At 53.1% G+C, this 15,580-nt stretch carries 19 protein-coding genes; 5 read left to right on the top strand and 14 right to left on the bottom strand.

Going from position 1 to position 15,580, the window contains the following annotated elements:
- From EDC54_RS12865 to fkpA, 9 genes are all read right to left on the bottom strand, one after another.
- A partial coding sequence (locus tag EDC54_RS12865; protein ID WP_001967706.1) for a GTP-binding protein occupies positions 1–96 on the bottom strand: 96 nt, incomplete at its 3' end.
- Between the two features lie 68 nt (positions 97–164).
- Positions 165–2,279, bottom strand: a complete 2,115-nt coding sequence (fusA, locus tag EDC54_RS12860) for an elongation factor G (RefSeq protein WP_132456857.1) — start codon at positions 2,277–2,279, stop codon at positions 165–167.
- A gap of 96 nt (positions 2,280–2,375) precedes the next feature.
- Positions 2,376–2,846, bottom strand: coding sequence for a 30S ribosomal protein S7 (gene rpsG, locus EDC54_RS12855; protein WP_009111198.1), 471 nt, complete (start codon positions 2,844–2,846; stop codon positions 2,376–2,378).
- Positions 2,847–2,942: 96 nt separating this feature from the next.
- Positions 2,943–3,317, bottom strand: a complete 375-nt coding sequence (gene rpsL / locus EDC54_RS12850) for a 30S ribosomal protein S12 (protein ID WP_132456854.1) — start codon at positions 3,315–3,317, stop codon at positions 2,943–2,945.
- A gap of 131 nt (positions 3,318–3,448) precedes the next feature.
- On the bottom strand, positions 3,449–3,736 hold the full coding sequence (gene tusB, locus EDC54_RS12845; protein WP_132456851.1) for a sulfurtransferase complex subunit TusB: 288 nt from the start codon (positions 3,734–3,736) through the stop codon (positions 3,449–3,451).
- A gap of 20 nt (positions 3,737–3,756) precedes the next feature.
- Positions 3,757–4,116, bottom strand: a complete 360-nt coding sequence (gene tusC, locus EDC54_RS12840; RefSeq protein ID WP_132456848.1) for a sulfurtransferase complex subunit TusC — start codon at positions 4,114–4,116, stop codon at positions 3,757–3,759.
- Positions 4,117–4,125: 9 nt separating this feature from the next.
- Positions 4,126–4,515: a sulfurtransferase complex subunit TusD gene (tusD, locus tag EDC54_RS12835; RefSeq protein ID WP_132456845.1), complete on the bottom strand. Its 390-nt coding sequence runs from the start codon at positions 4,513–4,515 to the stop codon at positions 4,126–4,128.
- Positions 4,515–5,237: a helix-turn-helix transcriptional regulator gene (locus tag EDC54_RS12830; protein WP_165904306.1), complete on the bottom strand. Its 723-nt coding sequence runs from the start codon at positions 5,235–5,237 to the stop codon at positions 4,515–4,517. Before EDC54_RS12830 ends, tusD begins: the two co-directional genes overlap by 1 nt.
- 500 nt (positions 5,238–5,737) lie before the next feature.
- A complete protein-coding gene (gene fkpA, locus EDC54_RS12825) occupies positions 5,738–6,556 on the bottom strand; it encodes an FKBP-type peptidyl-prolyl cis-trans isomerase (protein WP_132456884.1) in 819 nt (272 codons plus the stop codon).
- A 278-nt stretch (positions 6,557–6,834) separates the two neighbouring features.
- Between fkpA and EDC54_RS12820 the strand changes: the two genes are divergently transcribed.
- Complete coding sequence (locus EDC54_RS12820) at positions 6,835–7,053, top strand: SlyX family protein (protein ID WP_132456842.1); 219 nt, start codon at positions 6,835–6,837, stop codon at positions 7,051–7,053.
- 94 nt (positions 7,054–7,147) lie between these two features.
- Here EDC54_RS12820 and slyD read toward each other — a convergent pair whose 3' ends face one another.
- From slyD to kefG, 4 genes are all read right to left on the bottom strand, one after another.
- Complete coding sequence (slyD, locus tag EDC54_RS12815) at positions 7,148–7,726, bottom strand: peptidylprolyl isomerase (RefSeq protein ID WP_132456839.1); 579 nt, start codon at positions 7,724–7,726, stop codon at positions 7,148–7,150.
- A 118-nt stretch (positions 7,727–7,844) separates the two neighbouring features.
- A complete protein-coding gene (locus EDC54_RS12810) occupies positions 7,845–8,039 on the bottom strand; it encodes a YheV family putative zinc ribbon protein (protein ID WP_132456836.1) in 195 nt (64 codons plus the stop codon).
- Positions 8,040–8,141: 102 nt separating this feature from the next.
- Positions 8,142–9,947, bottom strand: a complete 1,806-nt coding sequence (gene kefB / locus EDC54_RS12805; protein WP_132456833.1) for a glutathione-regulated potassium-efflux system protein KefB — start codon at positions 9,945–9,947, stop codon at positions 8,142–8,144.
- Between the two features lie 13 nt (positions 9,948–9,960).
- Positions 9,961–10,500, bottom strand: coding sequence for a glutathione-regulated potassium-efflux system ancillary protein KefG (gene kefG / locus EDC54_RS12800; protein ID WP_165904310.1), 540 nt, complete (start codon positions 10,498–10,500; stop codon positions 9,961–9,963).
- 126 nt (positions 10,501–10,626) lie between these two features.
- Between kefG and EDC54_RS12795 the strand changes: the two genes are divergently transcribed.
- Complete coding sequence (locus EDC54_RS12795) at positions 10,627–12,540, top strand: ABC transporter ATP-binding protein (RefSeq protein ID WP_132456827.1); 1,914 nt, start codon at positions 10,627–10,629, stop codon at positions 12,538–12,540.
- Between the two features lie 55 nt (positions 12,541–12,595).
- On the opposite strand, the gene EDC54_RS12790 is transcribed toward EDC54_RS12795, so the two are convergent.
- Complete coding sequence (locus tag EDC54_RS12790) at positions 12,596–13,198, bottom strand: LysE family translocator (protein ID WP_132456824.1); 603 nt, start codon at positions 13,196–13,198, stop codon at positions 12,596–12,598.
- Positions 13,199–13,305: 107 nt separating this feature from the next.
- Here EDC54_RS12790 and EDC54_RS12785 point away from each other — a divergent pair, with 107 nt between their 5' ends.
- The 3 genes from EDC54_RS12785 (at position 13,306) to EDC54_RS12775 (ending at position 15,540) form a co-directional block, all read left to right on the top strand.
- Positions 13,306–14,313 carry a hydrolase gene (locus EDC54_RS12785; RefSeq protein ID WP_132456821.1) on the top strand — a complete coding sequence of 336 codons (1,008 nt, stop codon included), beginning with the start codon at positions 13,306–13,308 and terminating at the stop codon, positions 14,311–14,313.
- Positions 14,310–14,531 carry a YheU family protein gene (locus EDC54_RS12780; RefSeq protein WP_132456818.1) on the top strand — a complete coding sequence of 74 codons (222 nt, stop codon included), beginning with the start codon at positions 14,310–14,312 and terminating at the stop codon, positions 14,529–14,531. Before EDC54_RS12785 ends, EDC54_RS12780 begins: the two co-directional genes overlap by 4 nt.
- Positions 14,532–14,670: 139 nt before the next feature.
- On the top strand, positions 14,671–15,540 hold the full coding sequence (locus EDC54_RS12775; protein WP_132456815.1) for a phosphoribulokinase: 870 nt from the start codon (positions 14,671–14,673) through the stop codon (positions 15,538–15,540).
- Positions 15,541–15,580: the final 40 nt, after the last annotated feature.

Genomic DNA, 15,580 nt, shown 5'->3' with positions numbered 1-15,580 from the left:
GATTGCAGCGGTCAGCGTTGTTTTACCATGGTCAACGTGGCCGATAGTACCGACGTTAACGTGCGGTTTTGTACGTTCAAATTTTTCTTTAGACACGGCGATATTCCTTACTCAAATGCTCTCCCCTTTGGAGAGAGCACGGATTTTGGTTTTAACCCCGGGGTTTATTTACCACGGGCTTCGATTACGGCCTGAGCAACGTTGTTAGGCGCATCGTCGTACTTCAGGAACTCCATGGAGTAAGAAGCACGTCCTTTGGTCAGAGAACGCAACTGCGTTGCATACCCGAACATTTCAGACAGCGGAACTTCAGCGTGAATCACAACGCCAGTAACGTTGGACTCTTGGCCACGCAGCAGACCACGACGACGGCTAAGGTCACCGATGACATCACCCGTGTTCTCTTCCGGCGTTTCAACTTCAACCTTCATAATTGGCTCAAGCAGAACGGGTTGCGCTTTCTTAAAGCCGTCTTTAAAGGCGATAGAAGCTGCCAGTTTAAACGCCAGTTCAGAGGAGTCAACGTCATGGTAAGAACCGAAGTGCAAACGCACACCGAGATCAACCACCGGATAGCCAGCCAGAGGGCCCGCTTTCAGCTGTTCCTGGATACCTTTATCAACGGCAGGGATGTATTCGCCAGGAATCACACCACCTTTAATATCGTTGATGAACTCGTAACCTTTCGGATTTGAGCCCGGCTCTAACGGATACAGGTCAATGACAACGTGACCATACTGACCACGACCACCAGACTGCTTGGCGTGTTTACCTTCGATATCGGTCACTTTCGCACGAATCGCTTCACGATAAGCAACCTGCGGTTTACCGACGTTTGCTTCAACGTTGAACTCACGTTTCATACGGTCAACGATGATGTCAAGGTGCAACTCACCCATACCAGCGATGATAGTCTGGTTAGATTCTTCGTCAGTCCATACGCGGAAAGACGGGTCTTCTTTCGCCAGACGGCCCAGAGCCAGACCCATTTTTTCCTGGTCAGCTTTGGTTTTCGGTTCTACGGCGATGGAGATTACCGGCTCAGGGAATTCCATACGCTCCAGGATGATCGGCGCATCCGGGTCACACAGGGTATCACCCGTCGTGACGTCTTTCAGACCGATAGCCGCAGCGATGTCGCCCGCGCGAACTTCTTTGATCTCTTCACGTTTGTTGGCATGCATCTGAACGATACGGCCGAAACGCTCACGTGCAGTTTTCACGGAGTTAAGTACGGTATCACCAGAGTTAACCACACCAGAGTACACACGGAAGAAGGTCAGGTTACCCACGAACGGGTCGGTAGCGATTTTGAACGCCAGTGCAGAGAAAGGCTCGTCGTCGCTAGCGTGACGCTCAGCCGGCGTGTCTTTACCGTCGTCCAAGATACCGTTGATCGCAGGTACGTCAACCGGGGATGGCAGGTAATCAATTACCGCATCCAGCATCGCCTGAACACCTTTGTTCTTGAACGCAGAACCACAGGTTACCAGGATGATTTCGTTGTTCAGAACGCGCTGACGCAGAGCCTTTTTGATCTCTTCTTCAGACAGTTCTTCACCACCCAGGTATTTCTCCATCAGCTCTTCAGAAGCTTCCGCAGCGGACTCGATCAGGTTCTGGTGCCATTCTTCAGCCAGATCCTGCATGTCAGCCGGGATATCTTCGTAAGTGAAGGTAACGCCTGCATCTGCTTCGTTCCAGTTGATGGCCTTCATTTTCACCAGGTCAACAACACCGGTGAACCCTTCTTCAGCGCCAATCGCCAACTGAAGCGGAACCGGATTCGCGCCCAGACGGGTTTTGATCTGACCAACAACTTTCAGGAAGTTCGCACCCATACGGTCCATTTTGTTAACGAACGCAATGCGCGGAACTTTATATTTGTTTGCCTGACGCCATACGGTTTCAGACTGCGGCTGAACACCACCAACTGCGCAGTAAACCATTACCGCACCATCAAGAACACGCATGGAACGTTCTACTTCGATAGTGAAGTCAACGTGTCCCGGGGTATCGATGATGTTTACGCGATGCGGTTCATACTGCTTGGCCATACCAGACCAGAATGCAGTAGTCGCTGCGGAAGTGATAGTAATACCACGTTCCTGCTCCTGCTCCATCCAGTCCATGGTGGCAGCGCCGTCATGAACTTCACCGATTTTATGATTTACACCGGTGTAGAACAGAATACGTTCGGTAGTCGTGGTTTTACCGGCGTCGATGTGCGCACTGATACCGATATTACGGTAGCGTGCGATGGGTGTTGTACGAGCCATTTGTATCCTCTATATACTAGGGCGTTCAATTTAGTTAACCCAAGCGGGTTGGCTATTTTTAGCGCCCGTTTGGTTAGCATGACTACAACGAAGGGATTACCAACGGTAGTGAGCGAACGCCTTGTTGGCTTCAGCCATACGGTGAACGTCTTCACGTTTCTTAACAGCAGTACCTTTGTTTTCTGCTGCGTCAGAAAGTTCGTTCGCCAGGCGTAAAGCCATAGATTTATCACCGCGTTTACGAGCAGCTTCAACGATCCAACGCATTGCCAACGCATTACGACGAACCGGACGGACTTCAACTGGTACCTGATAAGTAGAACCACCAACGCGGCGCGACTTAACTTCGACAGTCGGGCGAACGTTGTCCAGTGCTACTTCAAAAGCTTCCAGATGATCTTTACCAGAACGCTGAGCCAGGGTCTCCAGCGCGGTATAGACAATTGCTTCAGCAGTAGATTTTTTACCATCTACCATCAGGATATTTACAAATTTGGCCAACAGTTCTGATCCGAACTTCGGATCCGGCAGAATTTTACGTTGACCAATGACGCGACGACGTGGCATGGAAATACTCCGTTGTTAATTCAGGATTGTCCAAAACTCTACGAGTTTAGTTTGACATTTAAGTTAAAACGTTTGGCCTTACTTAACGGAGAACCATTAAGCCTTCGGCTTCTTCACGCCATACTTGGAACGGGCTTGCTTACGGTCTTTAACACCGGAGCAGTCCAGCGCGCCACGAACAGTGTGGTAACGCACACCTGGCAGGTCTTTAACACGACCGCCACGGATCAGGATCACGGAGTGCTCCTGCAGGTTATGACCTTCACCACCAATATAGGAGGAAACTTCAAAACCGTTAGTTAAACGAACACGACATACTTTACGCAGTGCGGAGTTCGGTTTCTTAGGAGTGGTGGTATATACACGGGTACATACGCCACGTTTCTGCGGGCAGGCTTCCAGCGCCGGAACGTTGCTCTTCGCAACCTTCAGGGCACGTGGTTTGCGTACCAACTGGTTAATTGTTGCCATTCAAAAAGCTCCTGGTTTTTGCTTCGTAAACACGTAATAAATCACCTCGTATTTGCGCAAGGCAAAATACGAGGACGCAGAATTTTAGGACTGGCAGTGAAAGGAGTCAAGAAATATACAAAAATTCAGCGTTACCAGGCCAGTTGCTGTGCGTGTACCACCGTTAACTGAACAAATTCATTATAGTCAATGAGCGACACACTGGTCGAAATTTGTTCAGTCCCCCCCCTTGCGTCCGTATCGGGCCGGAGCGCGTAGAGAGGTAGCGCAGCATCAATAAGACGGTTGATAATATCGCCGCCTGCCAACGCCGCGATAACGCCATCCTGTAATAAAACTAACGCATCCCCGTCCCCCAAACTGCGTAACAACGCGTCGAGATCGGCGTGATAAGGCGAAGAGGAGAGTGTGTGCAACATATACTAAGAGAGTCCCATCGCTAGAATGAAAGGATAGAATGATAGCTGGCCAATTTGCTGCGCCAAACTTCCGGCACTAACAGCTCCACATCCAAAACCCAGTTCGTATCGATGTTCAATCCGCGCTGACGCACGGATGTTTCGCACAGATAGCAACAGTCGATATCGTACAGCGGCAACACGCCAAACGTTGAGATGTAATTACGCATCAAAATCTGGTCCGGCTGTTGCTGAGGCAGCAATTGAAGTACGCCATCGCCAACAAAAAATACGCCGATCTCTTCCGTCAGGGCTGACATGGCAAGCAGGGCATCCAGCCCCTCTCGTCCGGAAGCGCTCCCATGGGGAGAGTGCGTAAAAACAAATGCGACTCGCTTCATAACGCTACCTTAGAACTGAATCACTCGATCGCAGGTCAATACCGATTGCGCCAGCTCACCCAAGCCGTTCAAAACAAACCCGGGTTGCAGATTGGCGCCCACAAGATGGAGCTGGGCCGCTTGTTGCTCGTCAGTTATCCCACGACGCAGCGCGGCGGCAACGCAGACATTCAAGGCAACGCCGTGCATTTCACCCAGTTGCTGCCAAGCGCGCACAAGGTCAAATTCATCACTGGCGGGGGAAGTCAGCTGATTCGCATTCAGCACCCCCTCGCGGTAGAAGAACACGCTTTGCAGCTTATGCCCTTCAGACAACAACGCTTGTGCAAACAGCAACGCGCTGCTTGCTTGCTGTGTGCCATACGCCGGACCGGTCACTAACAGGCAGTAACTCAACATTAACGCTCATGCCCGCTGAAATCGCCGCTTTTAAACTGACGAATGTAAAGATAGACAGTGTGCTTGGAGATATTGAGGCGTTCTGCGACCTGATTGATCGCATCTTTAATATCAAAAATGCCTTTTTCGTACAAACTCAAGACGATTTGGCGATTTTTCGCATTATTGGATACGTTGCGATCCGCGTTGACTTCCTCAATCGAAAATTCAAGCGTCTGCGCCACAAGATCGTCCACTGATGACGCGAAGTTAACGGAAGAGGCGACATCATGCGTTTCAGGGGGGATAAAAGTCTGCACAATCTGTGAAAAAGGCACATCCAGATTCATATTGATACACAGCAGTCCGATCACTCGCTGATCGCGATTACGGATCGCAATCGTCACTGATTTCATCAATACGCCGCTCTTCGTGCGGGTAAAATAGGCCTTAGACACGCTGCTGTCTTCACCTGCCATGTCATGCAGCATACGCAATGCGAGATCGGTAATCGGTGAACCAATCTTCCGGCCGGTGTGTTCGCCATTCGCGATACGCACGGCGGAACATTTAAGATCTTCAAGCGAGTGCAATACAATCTCGCAGTGTTCGCCAATCAACATGGCCAGGCCATCGACCACGGCTTCATACGATTTCAGGATCTCATAATCCGTTTGACTGAACGGACGTTCATCCAGCAAATCCAGTTCATAAGATTCGCCAGACACAAGCGAATTAGACATGGCAGACACCACCCTCAGCATCATTTATCCCCTAAATAATTCGAGTTGCTTGGAAAAACATCAGCGTTTTGAACAACGCTATGTGTTGACCCTTTAGGGCAAGGCCCATTTATGACCTTGTAACGCGGCCAACGCACAAGCAGCTTGAAGTATGGCGGGTATCTTTATTTTGTATTGACAAGAGACATAGTCTAGCAAATGTCCACTCTCTCGTCCTTGAATTTCATGGGGCGCCTCTGAAGGCAGCCTGAATTTACTTACGCTGGCGTCAGCGTTTACCTTGTCTGTCTTAGTGAGGATCGCAAGAGAAGCACGTTGAAAAAAACCGATTCAGATGAGCCTGCGTAGCGTTCAGCATCCCAGCGGGAGCCCCGGATACAGCCTGAGTCGCGACGCTTGCAGGCGAACGTCATAAAAAGGCGGGGATCGATCGTGAAGGTCACGAAGAAAACATAAAAAACCGCAGACATCAAGCCTGCGGTCGCATCTTGTCACACGGGTTATTTCGCGCTCTTCTCCGCGGCGGCAGGCGCTGCCGCTTTGGCACCATCCGCTGCTTTCACATCCGCTTCAGATTTAATGTCCAACAGTTCAACGTCAAACACCAGCGTAGAATTGGCCGGAATACCCGGTACGCCATTCTCGCCATACGCCAGCGCAGGCGGGATCACCAGCTTGATTTTACCGCCTTTCTTAACGTGCTTCAGGCCTTCAGTCCAGCCGGGGATGACACCATCGAGGCGGAAAGAAAGCGGCTCGCCGCGTTTGTATGAGTTGTCGAATTCGTTACCGTCAACCAGCGTCCCTTTGTAGTTAACCACGACGGTGTCGCTGTCTTTCGGCGCGTTACCGCTGCCTTCTTTCTCAACCTGATACAGAAGGCCGGACGCGGTTTTCTTCACGCCTTTTTCTTTGGCGAAAGCGTCACGGTACTTGTCGCCTTTATCGGCATTGTCCTTCGCATCCTGCTTCATTTTGGCTTCAGCCGCGGCTTTCACTTTGCCCTCAAAGCCTTGCAGCGTTTTCTCAATTTCTTCGTCAGTCAGTTTGCTCTTATCCGCAAAGGCATCTTGTACGCCGGCAATCAGTTGGTCTTTATCCAGCTTGATACCTAATTTTTCTTGCTCTTTCAGAGAGTTATCCATGTAACGCCCTAAAGAGGCGCCTAACGCATAAGCCGCTGCCTGTTCATCGTTCTTGAATTTGGCTGCCGCAGTATTGTCCGAGGCCTGCGCCTTGTCTGCCGCCAGAGCCTGGCCTGCGTTCAGAGCCAGAGCCATCGTTGTTGCTAACAGCGTTACTTTAAACAGTGATTTCATCCATTTCTCCAGCATCTGGAGCGAGGTGCTCCAGCCATCATTAAAATACATTCGCGCCTACTATAACTGTGCGGACGAAGACAACACAACGACGCACTCGACAATCCGTTGATAAAAAACGTCAGGCGCCGTTTCAGGCCCCCTTACGTCGTTCCACGGTCATCCCGCAACGATAGGCTACTCAGATAACACATTGCGCCCTACTGCGACCGTTTTTACTACCAGAAGTTTCCGCTTTCTGACAAACTCGCGGGTAACAAGATGTAGGAGGAATACCGATGTCACCATCAACGCTTGAAGAACGACTCGAACAGTTGGAAAGTCGACAAGCTTTTCAGGAACTAACGATAGAACAGCTTAACCAAACGGTTATTCAACACGAGCGGGAAATCAGCCGGCTACGCGATAGCTTGCGTCTCCTTACCGACAGGCTGCGCAGCCAGCAGACATCGCTCGTCGCGCCACAGTCGGAAGAAACGCCGCCGCCGCATTACTAAAAGTTGTGCCCCGTATACCGCAGCGCACCAGAAATAAAAAAACCTCAGGCGACATTTATCAACCTGAGGTTTTTTTAGAGTGTATGACAGCCGATTAGTGGCAGCCGCATCCACCGTGGCCGCCGCAGCCGCCTTTACCGTGCTGGTGATCATGGTCGTGGTCATGGCCGTGACCGCCGCAGCAACCGTCGCCGTGTTCATGATCGTGTTCACCGTGCACATGACCGTGCGCCAGCTCTTCTTCCGTCGCTTCACGGATCGCAACCACTTCAACATTGAAGCTCAGGTTTTGGCCCGCCAGCATGTGGTTGCCGTCAACCACAACGTGGTCGTCTTCCACCTCGGTGATTTCAACCGGCACCGGTCCCTGATCGGTCTCAGCCAGGAAGCGCATGCCAACCTGCAACTCGTCAACGCCCATGAAAACATCTTTCGGTACGCGCTGAACCAGATTTTCATCATAGTTGCCGTAAGCGTCGTTAGACGCGATGTTGACATCAAATTTCTCGCCCGTTTCACGGCCTTCCAACGCCTTTTCCAGACCAGAAATCAGGGAACCGTGACCATGCAGATAGTCCAACGGCGCACTCACCGGAGACTCATCAACCAACACACCGTCTTCTGTACGTACCTGATAGGCCAGACTGACCACCAGATCTTTTGTTACTTTCATGATATCTCCTACCGTTGGAAATCAAACTGGCGCAAATTGTAGCTGAAAAATGTCCCTATGTACCGTCCGGAATCAAAAAACCGTCAGGCACATTTTTCAGCCGCGTCCTCTGCGTTCATTATTCCGGTCGAAAGATCCCGATAATGCCATCTGTCTGTTGGGCCGGCTCCGCCACGGCGCCCTCCTCGCGGCTCTGCCGGTATCCGCACTTCACACAAACGACAACCTCAACATCATGCTCACGCCCTACCGCCAGCGTATCCTGAGCCTGACAAGTCGGGCACACTGCCCCTGCAATAAATCGTTTACGCATGATCGCTCCTTCTGTCCCGACATAGAACCTAGCATAATAAGCGCTATCAGCGCAGCCGGTTTGCTTACTGGCCGCACGTAAAATAGCCGATGTCGTAACGATTTAATCCTCGTCCCAGACGTTGGGCCGACGACGCTCGCGCTGCATTTCGCGTTGGAAAATATCCTCCAGCTCTCGTCGCGCCTCCTTTACACGGGAGATCTGTGCGGCATCGCCGGTAAGCTGTGGCATCAGTTCACGTAACATGCGCATATCCAAACGGCGGAAATGCTGCTGTGCACGCGTCGCCTGATGCGGGTGCATCCCCAAAGTCATCAGCGTCTTGCGCCCTAAATCCAGCGCACTGGCGAAAGTTTCACGCGAGAAGTGTCTTACGCCGGCCTGCAATAATTCATGGGCTTCAACACGTCCCCGCGCCCGTGCCAGAATCTCCAGATGGGGAAAGTGCTGCTGACACAGCTGTACGATTTCCATCGTGTCTTCCGGCGCATTACAGGTAATCACGATCGATTGCGCTTTATCCGCCCCCGCCGAACGCAGCAACTCCAGATCCGTGGCATCGCCGTAGTAGACTTTATAGCCATAGCGACGCATCAGGCTAACGGCGCTGATATCGCGTTCCAGAACCGTAATCCGCATATTGTTCGCCATTAATAAGCGGCCAACCACCTGGCCGAAACGGCCGAACCCCACCACAATGACCTGCGGTTCATTATCCTCGACATACGGCTTCTCGTCCGGCACATCCTGCACGTTATAGCGACGAGTGAGGATATGGTCGATCACCAACATCAGCAACGGCGTCGTCATCATCGATAGCGTCACCGTCACCAATAACAGCGGCAGTTGTTCGCCTTTCAGTACATTGAACGACGAGGCGGCGGAAAAAAGGACGAAGGCAAACTCACCGCCCTGACTCAATACCCCGGCAAACTGCAACCGTTCCGAGCGGCGCATCCGGTTAATTCGCGCCAGGAAGTATAAAACGGCGCCCTTTACCGCCACCAGCACCAGTACCGCAATGATCACTTTCACGATGTGGTCGTAGAGAATCCCGAGATTCAGCGCCATCCCCACTGAGATAAAGAACAGGCCTAACAGCAAACCTTTGAACGGCTCAATCGCGATTTCCAGCTCATGCCGATACTCGCTTTCCGCCAGTAAAATACCGGCGATAAACGTCCCTAACGCCATAGAAAGCCCCAGCGTTTCCATAAACAGCGCAGAGCCAAGCACCAGCAACAACGCAGCGGCGGTGAACACTTCGCGCACGCCGGATGCCGCAATAAAACGGAATAGCGGACGCACCAGATAACGCCCGCCGATCAGCATGCCGAGAAACGCGGCGACCTTCAGCCCGATCCGTTCCCAGTCACCGAAATCCCCCTGAACCCCGGCCAGAATCGGAATCAACGCCAACGCGGGGATCACCGCAAGATCCTGAAACAGCAGGACAGAGAAGCCCAACTGCCCTGACTCGCTGCGATTCATGCCCTTTTCGCGCATCAGTTGCAGCGCCATGGCCGTCGACGACATCGCCAGCCCTACCCCGCCGATCAACGCCGATTGCCATGAAAAATCCGTCAGATACAAGGCGCCGCCTAAAATCAGCGTACTCAGGCCAACCTGTGCCGCCCCGACGCCAAAGATCGAGCGGCGCAGCATCCACAGCTTCGCCGGATTCAGTTCCAGTCCGATAATGAACATCAGGAAAACGACGCCCAGCTCCGAGAAATGCAGGATGGCCTCGACATCCCGGATAAAACCCAGTCCCCAGGGGCCAATGGCGATCCCGGCGATCAGATAACCTAATACGGCGCCAATCCCCAGTCGGGCTGCGATCGGTACGGCGACGACCGCCACAAACAAAAACAAGACACCGGCGGTCAGTAGCGCGGAACTCTCCATCTCTGCGTTCCTTTTAGGTAAAGGGGGAAGACAGCCAGTCGCCGTAAGCTTTGGCCTGACTTGATAACGCGTTGGGTTCTAAACGGCGAGCCCAGTAAACAATCAGGGGGCGCATCCAGTGCATGCGACACATCGCCGCCGTCAGCTCAAACGGGCGTAATAAATCGTCCATAGGGTAACGGTTGCTCCCATCAGGACGGTAGGTAGCTTCCGGCTCACCGGTCGTAATCACCGAGCGCCAGTATTTCCCCGCCAGCGCGTTGCCGCCAATCCCATTGGCAAAACCGCGTGATAACACCCTGTCGCACCACTCTTTGAGCAGCGCCGGGCAACTGTAGGTATAAAACGGATGTTGAAAAACAATGACCTGATGTTCACGCAGCAGTTGTTGCTCATGATAGACATCGATAAAAAAATCAGGATAGTGCGCGTAAAGATCGTGCACGGTTACATTCGCTAACTGCTGAGCCGGTTGTAGTAAAACCCGGTTTGCCACCGAGTCTTGTGGATCCGGATGGGCATATAGCAGCAAAATCTTCGGTGGCTGCGGCATCATTCCCCTCCAATAGCGTCGTCATAATAATCGTTTTCCGCTACCATGCTGCGCAACGACGATAAACAGGACGCGAGATGTCCTGATATATCCATAATTTAACATACTCTGAATAGACGGCGCTTTATGATTGTTTTCTCTTCGCTGCAAATCCGACGTGGTGTACGCGTCCTGATCGATAACGCGACGGCAACCGTTAACCCCGGTCAGAAAGTCGGTCTGGTTGGTAAAAACGGCTGTGGCAAGTCTACGCTACTGTCATTACTGAAGGGGGAAATCAGCGCCGATAGCGGTAGCGCGACATTCCCACAGAACTGGTCACTGGCCTGGGTCAATCAGGAAACGCCAGCGCTGGAAAAACCGGCTCTGGCCTACGTCATTGACGGCGACCGCGAGTTTCGCCAGTTAGAAGCGGCATTACAGACGGCCAACGAAGAAAACGACGGCAACGCCATTGCCACGCTGCACGGTAAACTGGATGCGATTCAAGCCTGGACCATTGAGGCCAGAGCATCAAGCCTGCTCAACGGGTTAGGATTTTCCCAGTCACAGTTACAGCAACCCGTCAGCGCGTTTTCCGGCGGCTGGCGGATGCGCCTGAACCTAGCGCAGGCGTTGATCTGCCGTTCAGACTTACTGCTGCTGGATGAACCCACCAACCACCTCGATCTGGATGCGGTCATCTGGTTGGAAAAATGGCTGAAAAGCTACCCCGGCACGCTGGTGTTGATTTCGCATGACCGCGATTTTCTCGATCCGGTGGTGACCAAGATCCTGCATATCGAACAGCAAACGCTGAACGAATACACCGGCAACTACTCGTCGTTTGAACGTCAGCGCGCTACCCGTCTGGCGCAACAACAGTCGATGTATGAGCACCAGCAGGAACGTGTGGCGCATCTGCAACACTATATCGACCGCTTCCGCGCGAAGGCGACAAAGGCCAAGCAGGCACAGAGCCGGATAAAAATGCTGGAACGCATGGAGTTGATTGCGCCGGCGCATGTTGATAACCCTTTCCGCTTTAGCTTCCGCGCGCCGGAATCGCTGCCTAACCCATTAATGAAGATGGAAAAGGTCAGTGCGGGCTATGGCGACAAGCTGATTCTGGAATCGATTAAACTCAATTTAGTGCCGGGTTCCCGCATTGGATTGCTCGGCCATAACGGTGCCGGCAAATCCACGCTGATCAAGCTGCTTGCCGGCACGCTCGCGCCGCTGCAAGGAGAAATCGGGCTGGCGAAAGGCGTGAAACTCGGTTATTTCGCCCAGCATCAGTTGGAATTTCTGCGTGCAGATGAATCGCCGTTGCAACATTTGACGCGTCTGGCCGAACGGGAAACCGAGCAGCAGCTACGTGACTATCTGGGCGGCTTCGGCTTTCAGGGGGATAAGGTCACGGAGATCACCGCGCGCTTCTCCGGCGGCGAAAAAGCCCGTCTGGTGCTGGCGTTGATTGTCTGGCAGCGTCCGAATCTCCTGCTGCTCGACGAACCCACCAACCACCTCGATCTGGATATGCGTCAGGCGTTGACCGAAGCGTTAATCGATTTTGAAGGCGCGCTGGTTGTCGTCTCGCACGATCGACACCTGATCCGCTCGACGACCGACGATCTCTATCTGGTACACGATCGGAAAGTGGAGCCGTTTGACGGCGATTTGGAAGACTACCAACAGTGGCTGGTCGGCCTGCAACGTCAGGATAACGCCAGCGATGAAGCGACCAAAGAGAATGCCGCCAACAGCGCGCAAGGCAGAAAAGATCAGAAACGCCGCGAAGCCGAACTGAGAGCGCAAACTCAGCCGCTGCGTAAACAGATCGCCAAATTTGAGCAGCAGATGGAAAAACTGGGAGAAACACTGGCGGCTCTCGAAGCCCGGCTGGCCGACAGCGCCATCTACGACATCAGCCGCAAAGCGGAACTCACCGACTGCCTGCAACAACAAAGCAAAGTCAAAACCGAACTGGAAGAAACAGAGCTGTCCTGGCTGGACGCGCAGGAGCAATTAGAGCAGATGATGCAGAGCGATTCGCCTTGACCCTGCTTGCCTGAAACAGATAGCGAGCGTTAAGACGCTCGCTATTTCATCCGCATTAATGCCAGATCAGCAGCACACAGGCGGCGGTCAACAACCCCATAGAGACATTAAAGATAATCCACGCTTTCTTACTACGCAGCAGCCGACCAATTATCGTGCCAAATCCAAGCCAGATCACGCCGGACACCAGATTCACCAGCACAATCCCGATGCTTATCGCCATTACGGAATGATTATATTCTTCCCCCGCCAGACTGAAACTGGCGACGGCGCCCAGCGCCATGAGCCACGCTTTCGGGTTCAGGAATTGCAGCAGCCACCCCTGATAAAGCCGAATCGGCTGTGGCGGAGCCACCGAGGTTTCCAGCCGTTCATAAGCCGCCGTGGCGATTTTCCACGCCAGCCAAAGCAGATAGGCGCTACCGAGGATCTTCAGGATAACATGCAGCGAAGGGTAAATCAGAATCAGCCCCCCCACGCCGAATGCCACCAGCAGCAAAATGCTCTGCATACCCAGCATGATGCCGATCATCAGCCACAGCGAGCGCATAAAGCCAAAATTCGCGCCCGACGTGGTCAACAGCATATTATTCGGCCCCGGCGTAATGGCCGCCACCCACAAAAAACCCAACATCGAGAGAAATAAACTCAGTTCCATTATTTGTAGGCGCTCCTAACCTAAATATCGAACCAACTGGCAGCATTGAAGCTAACAGTGTGATATTGATCGTACAAGGTCCGACAACAAGATTTTCATATCCTTTTATGCATGACCATTTTCGTCCGCTAAGCGGCGCCCAGAATCCACACCTGCAAACGATACTACCGCGCCTGATTCGCCGTCATGCGCAATTCTCGCCCGTCTGGCAGTCGCTTGAATTACCGGACGGCGATTTCGTCGATCTGGCGTGGAGCGACGCGCCTGAACAGACGCGGCACAAACCGCGCGTGGTGTTGTTCCACGGACTGGAAGGCAGCTTTCACAGCCCCTACGCCCACGGCCTGCTGCATGCCTGTAAACAGCGCGGCTGGCTGGCCGTCATCATGCATTTTCGCGGATGCAGCGGTAAGCCCAACCGGATGAAGCGTATTTATCATTCCGGTGAAACCAGCGATGCCCGCTATTTTCTGCACTGGATGCGCGAGACGCTGGGCGAGGCTCCAACCGCCGCCATCGGCGTTTCGCTTGGAGGCAACATGCTCGCCTATCTGCTCGCGCAGCAGGGCGAAGCCTGTTCACTGTCCGCCGCCGTCATCGTCTCGGCGCCATTGATGCTCGAACCCTGTAGCCGCCGGATGGAACAAGGCTTCTCCCGCGTCTATCAGCACTATCTGCTGCGATTGTTGAAACAAAACGCCGGCCGTAAGCTGGCCGCCTATCCCGACACACTACCGATTCAATTGCCGCAGTTGAAGCGAATCCGCCAGCTACGCGAATTTGATGACGTCATTACTTCACGTCTCCACGGCTTCCGCGATGCCGCCGATTACTATCGACGCTGTAGCGCTCTGCCGCTGTTGCCCCAGATCCGCAAACCGCTTCTCATCATCCATGCGAAAGACGATCCGTTCATGACGGAGGAAGTGATTCCCGACCTGTCACAGTTACCGTCTAATATTGAATATCAGCTAACAGAACATGGCGGACATGTCGGCTTCGTCGGCGGAACGCTGCTGAAGCCGAAAATGTGGCTGGAGCAGCGTATTCCTCACTGGCTCAGTCCATTTCTGGACCGCGCCGCCCCGTCTCTTTATTCAGGAAAAACAGCGTGATTATTCCCTGGCAACAGCTCGATCCAGAAACGCTGGATAACATCATCGAATCTTTCGTCCTGCGGGAAGGCACCGATTACGGCGAGCAGGAACGTTCGCTGGCGCAGAAAGTCGAAGACATCCGCCGGCAGCTCACGTCCGGCGAAGTGGTATTGGTGTGGTCAGAGCTACATGAAACGCTCAATATTATGCCGCGTGGCCAGTTCAATGCCGGATAAGTAGCCCCGTATCAATCATGCCGAAAGGCGTGAAAGAATGCGCCAAACATGCTAACAATAATAAAAACTGACGTCATTTTTGAGGATGCGCGCAGGCTCTCAGTCGATGCAGCATCGCAATCACGGAGTTAAGCGCCATATGTCACACCAGCATCCGATTATTGCGGTTACCGGTTCCAGCGGGGCGGGAACCACGACGACCAGTCTGGCTTTCCGTAAAATTTTCCAGCAGCTCAACCTGCGTGCGGCTCAGTTGGAAGGCGACAGCTTTCATCGCTATACCCGCCCGGAAATGGACATGGCTATTCGAAAAGCGCGTGATTTAGGGCGTCACATCAGCTACTTCGGCCCGGAAGCGAATGACTTCAGCCTGCTGGAGCAGTCGTTTATCGAGTATGGCCAGCACGGGCGCGGTCAGACGCGTAAATACCTTCACACCTACGATGAAGCCATTCCTTATAATCAGGTTCCCGGTACGTTCACGCCGTGGGAACCGATGCCGGAACCCACTGATGTGCTGTTTTACGAGGGCCTGCACGGCGGCGTGGTCACCGAACAGAACAACGTAGCGCGCCATGTGGATTTGCTCGTCGGCGTAGTGCCGATCGTTAACCTGGAATGGATCCAGAAGCTGATTCGCGATGTCAACGAACGCGGCCATTCCCGTGAGGCGGTGATGGATTCCGTCGTCCGTTCGATGGAAGATTACATTACCTACATCACGCCGCAGTTTTCTCGCACCCACATCAACTTCCAGCGCGTCCCGACCGTGGATACCTCCAACCCGTTCGCGGCCAAATCGATTCCCTCACTGGATGAAAGCTTCGTCGTCATCCACTTTCAGGGGCTGGATAATATTGATTATCCCTATCTGCTCGCCATGTTGCAGGGGTCGTTTATCTCCCACATCAACACGTTAGTCGTCCCCGGCGGAAAAATGGGGCTGGCGATGGAATTAATCATGGCACCGCTGGTGCAACGGCTGATAGAAGGGAAAACCCTCGAATAGCCAAAACCGGGCGCGGAAACGCCGTGCCCGGGAAGCGGGA

Origin of the sequence: Samsonia erythrinae (genome assembly GCF_004342665.1) — a bacterium.
In the GTDB taxonomy this organism is placed as follows: domain Bacteria; phylum Pseudomonadota; class Gammaproteobacteria; order Enterobacterales; family Enterobacteriaceae; genus Samsonia; species Samsonia erythrinae.
The sequence above is the reverse complement of the archived record's forward strand: the minus strand, read 5'-3'. Positions and strand labels throughout refer to the sequence as shown.

Coding starts and splice junctions, on each gene's coding strand:
- fusA (WP_132456857.1), bottom strand. CDS start 2,279: ATGGCTCGTACAACACCCATCGCACGCTACCGTAATATCGGTATCAGT.
- rpsG (WP_009111198.1), bottom strand. CDS start 2,846: ATGCCACGTCGTCGCGTCATTGGTCAACGTAAAATTCTGCCGGATCCG.
- rpsL (WP_132456854.1), bottom strand. CDS start 3,317: ATGGCAACAATTAACCAGTTGGTACGCAAACCACGTGCCCTGAAGGTT.
- tusB (WP_132456851.1), bottom strand. CDS start 3,736: ATGTTGCACACACTCTCCTCTTCGCCTTATCACGCCGATCTCGACGCG.
- tusC (WP_132456848.1), bottom strand. CDS start 4,116: ATGAAGCGAGTCGCATTTGTTTTTACGCACTCTCCCCATGGGAGCGCT.
- tusD (WP_132456845.1), bottom strand. CDS start 4,515: ATGTTGAGTTACTGCCTGTTAGTGACCGGTCCGGCGTATGGCACACAG.
- EDC54_RS12830 (WP_165904306.1), bottom strand. CDS start 5,237: ATGTCTAATTCGCTTGTGTCTGGCGAATCTTATGAACTGGATTTGCTG.
- fkpA (WP_132456884.1), bottom strand. CDS start 6,556: ATGAAATCACTGTTTAAAGTAACGCTGTTAGCAACAACGATGGCTCTG.
- EDC54_RS12820 (WP_132456842.1), top strand. CDS start 6,835: ATGTCACCATCAACGCTTGAAGAACGACTCGAACAGTTGGAAAGTCGA.
- slyD (WP_132456839.1), bottom strand. CDS start 7,726: ATGAAAGTAACAAAAGATCTGGTGGTCAGTCTGGCCTATCAGGTACGT.
- EDC54_RS12810 (WP_132456836.1), bottom strand. CDS start 8,039: ATGCGTAAACGATTTATTGCAGGGGCAGTGTGCCCGACTTGTCAGGCT.
- kefB (WP_132456833.1), bottom strand. CDS start 9,947: ATGGAGAGTTCCGCGCTACTGACCGCCGGTGTCTTGTTTTTGTTTGTG.
- kefG (WP_165904310.1), bottom strand. CDS start 10,500: ATGCCGCAGCCACCGAAGATTTTGCTGCTATATGCCCATCCGGATCCA.
- EDC54_RS12795 (WP_132456827.1), top strand. CDS start 10,627: ATGATTGTTTTCTCTTCGCTGCAAATCCGACGTGGTGTACGCGTCCTG.
- EDC54_RS12790 (WP_132456824.1), bottom strand. CDS start 13,198: ATGGAACTGAGTTTATTTCTCTCGATGTTGGGTTTTTTGTGGGTGGCG.
- EDC54_RS12785 (WP_132456821.1), top strand. CDS start 13,306: ATGCATGACCATTTTCGTCCGCTAAGCGGCGCCCAGAATCCACACCTG.
- EDC54_RS12775 (WP_132456815.1), top strand. CDS start 14,671: ATGTCACACCAGCATCCGATTATTGCGGTTACCGGTTCCAGCGGGGCG.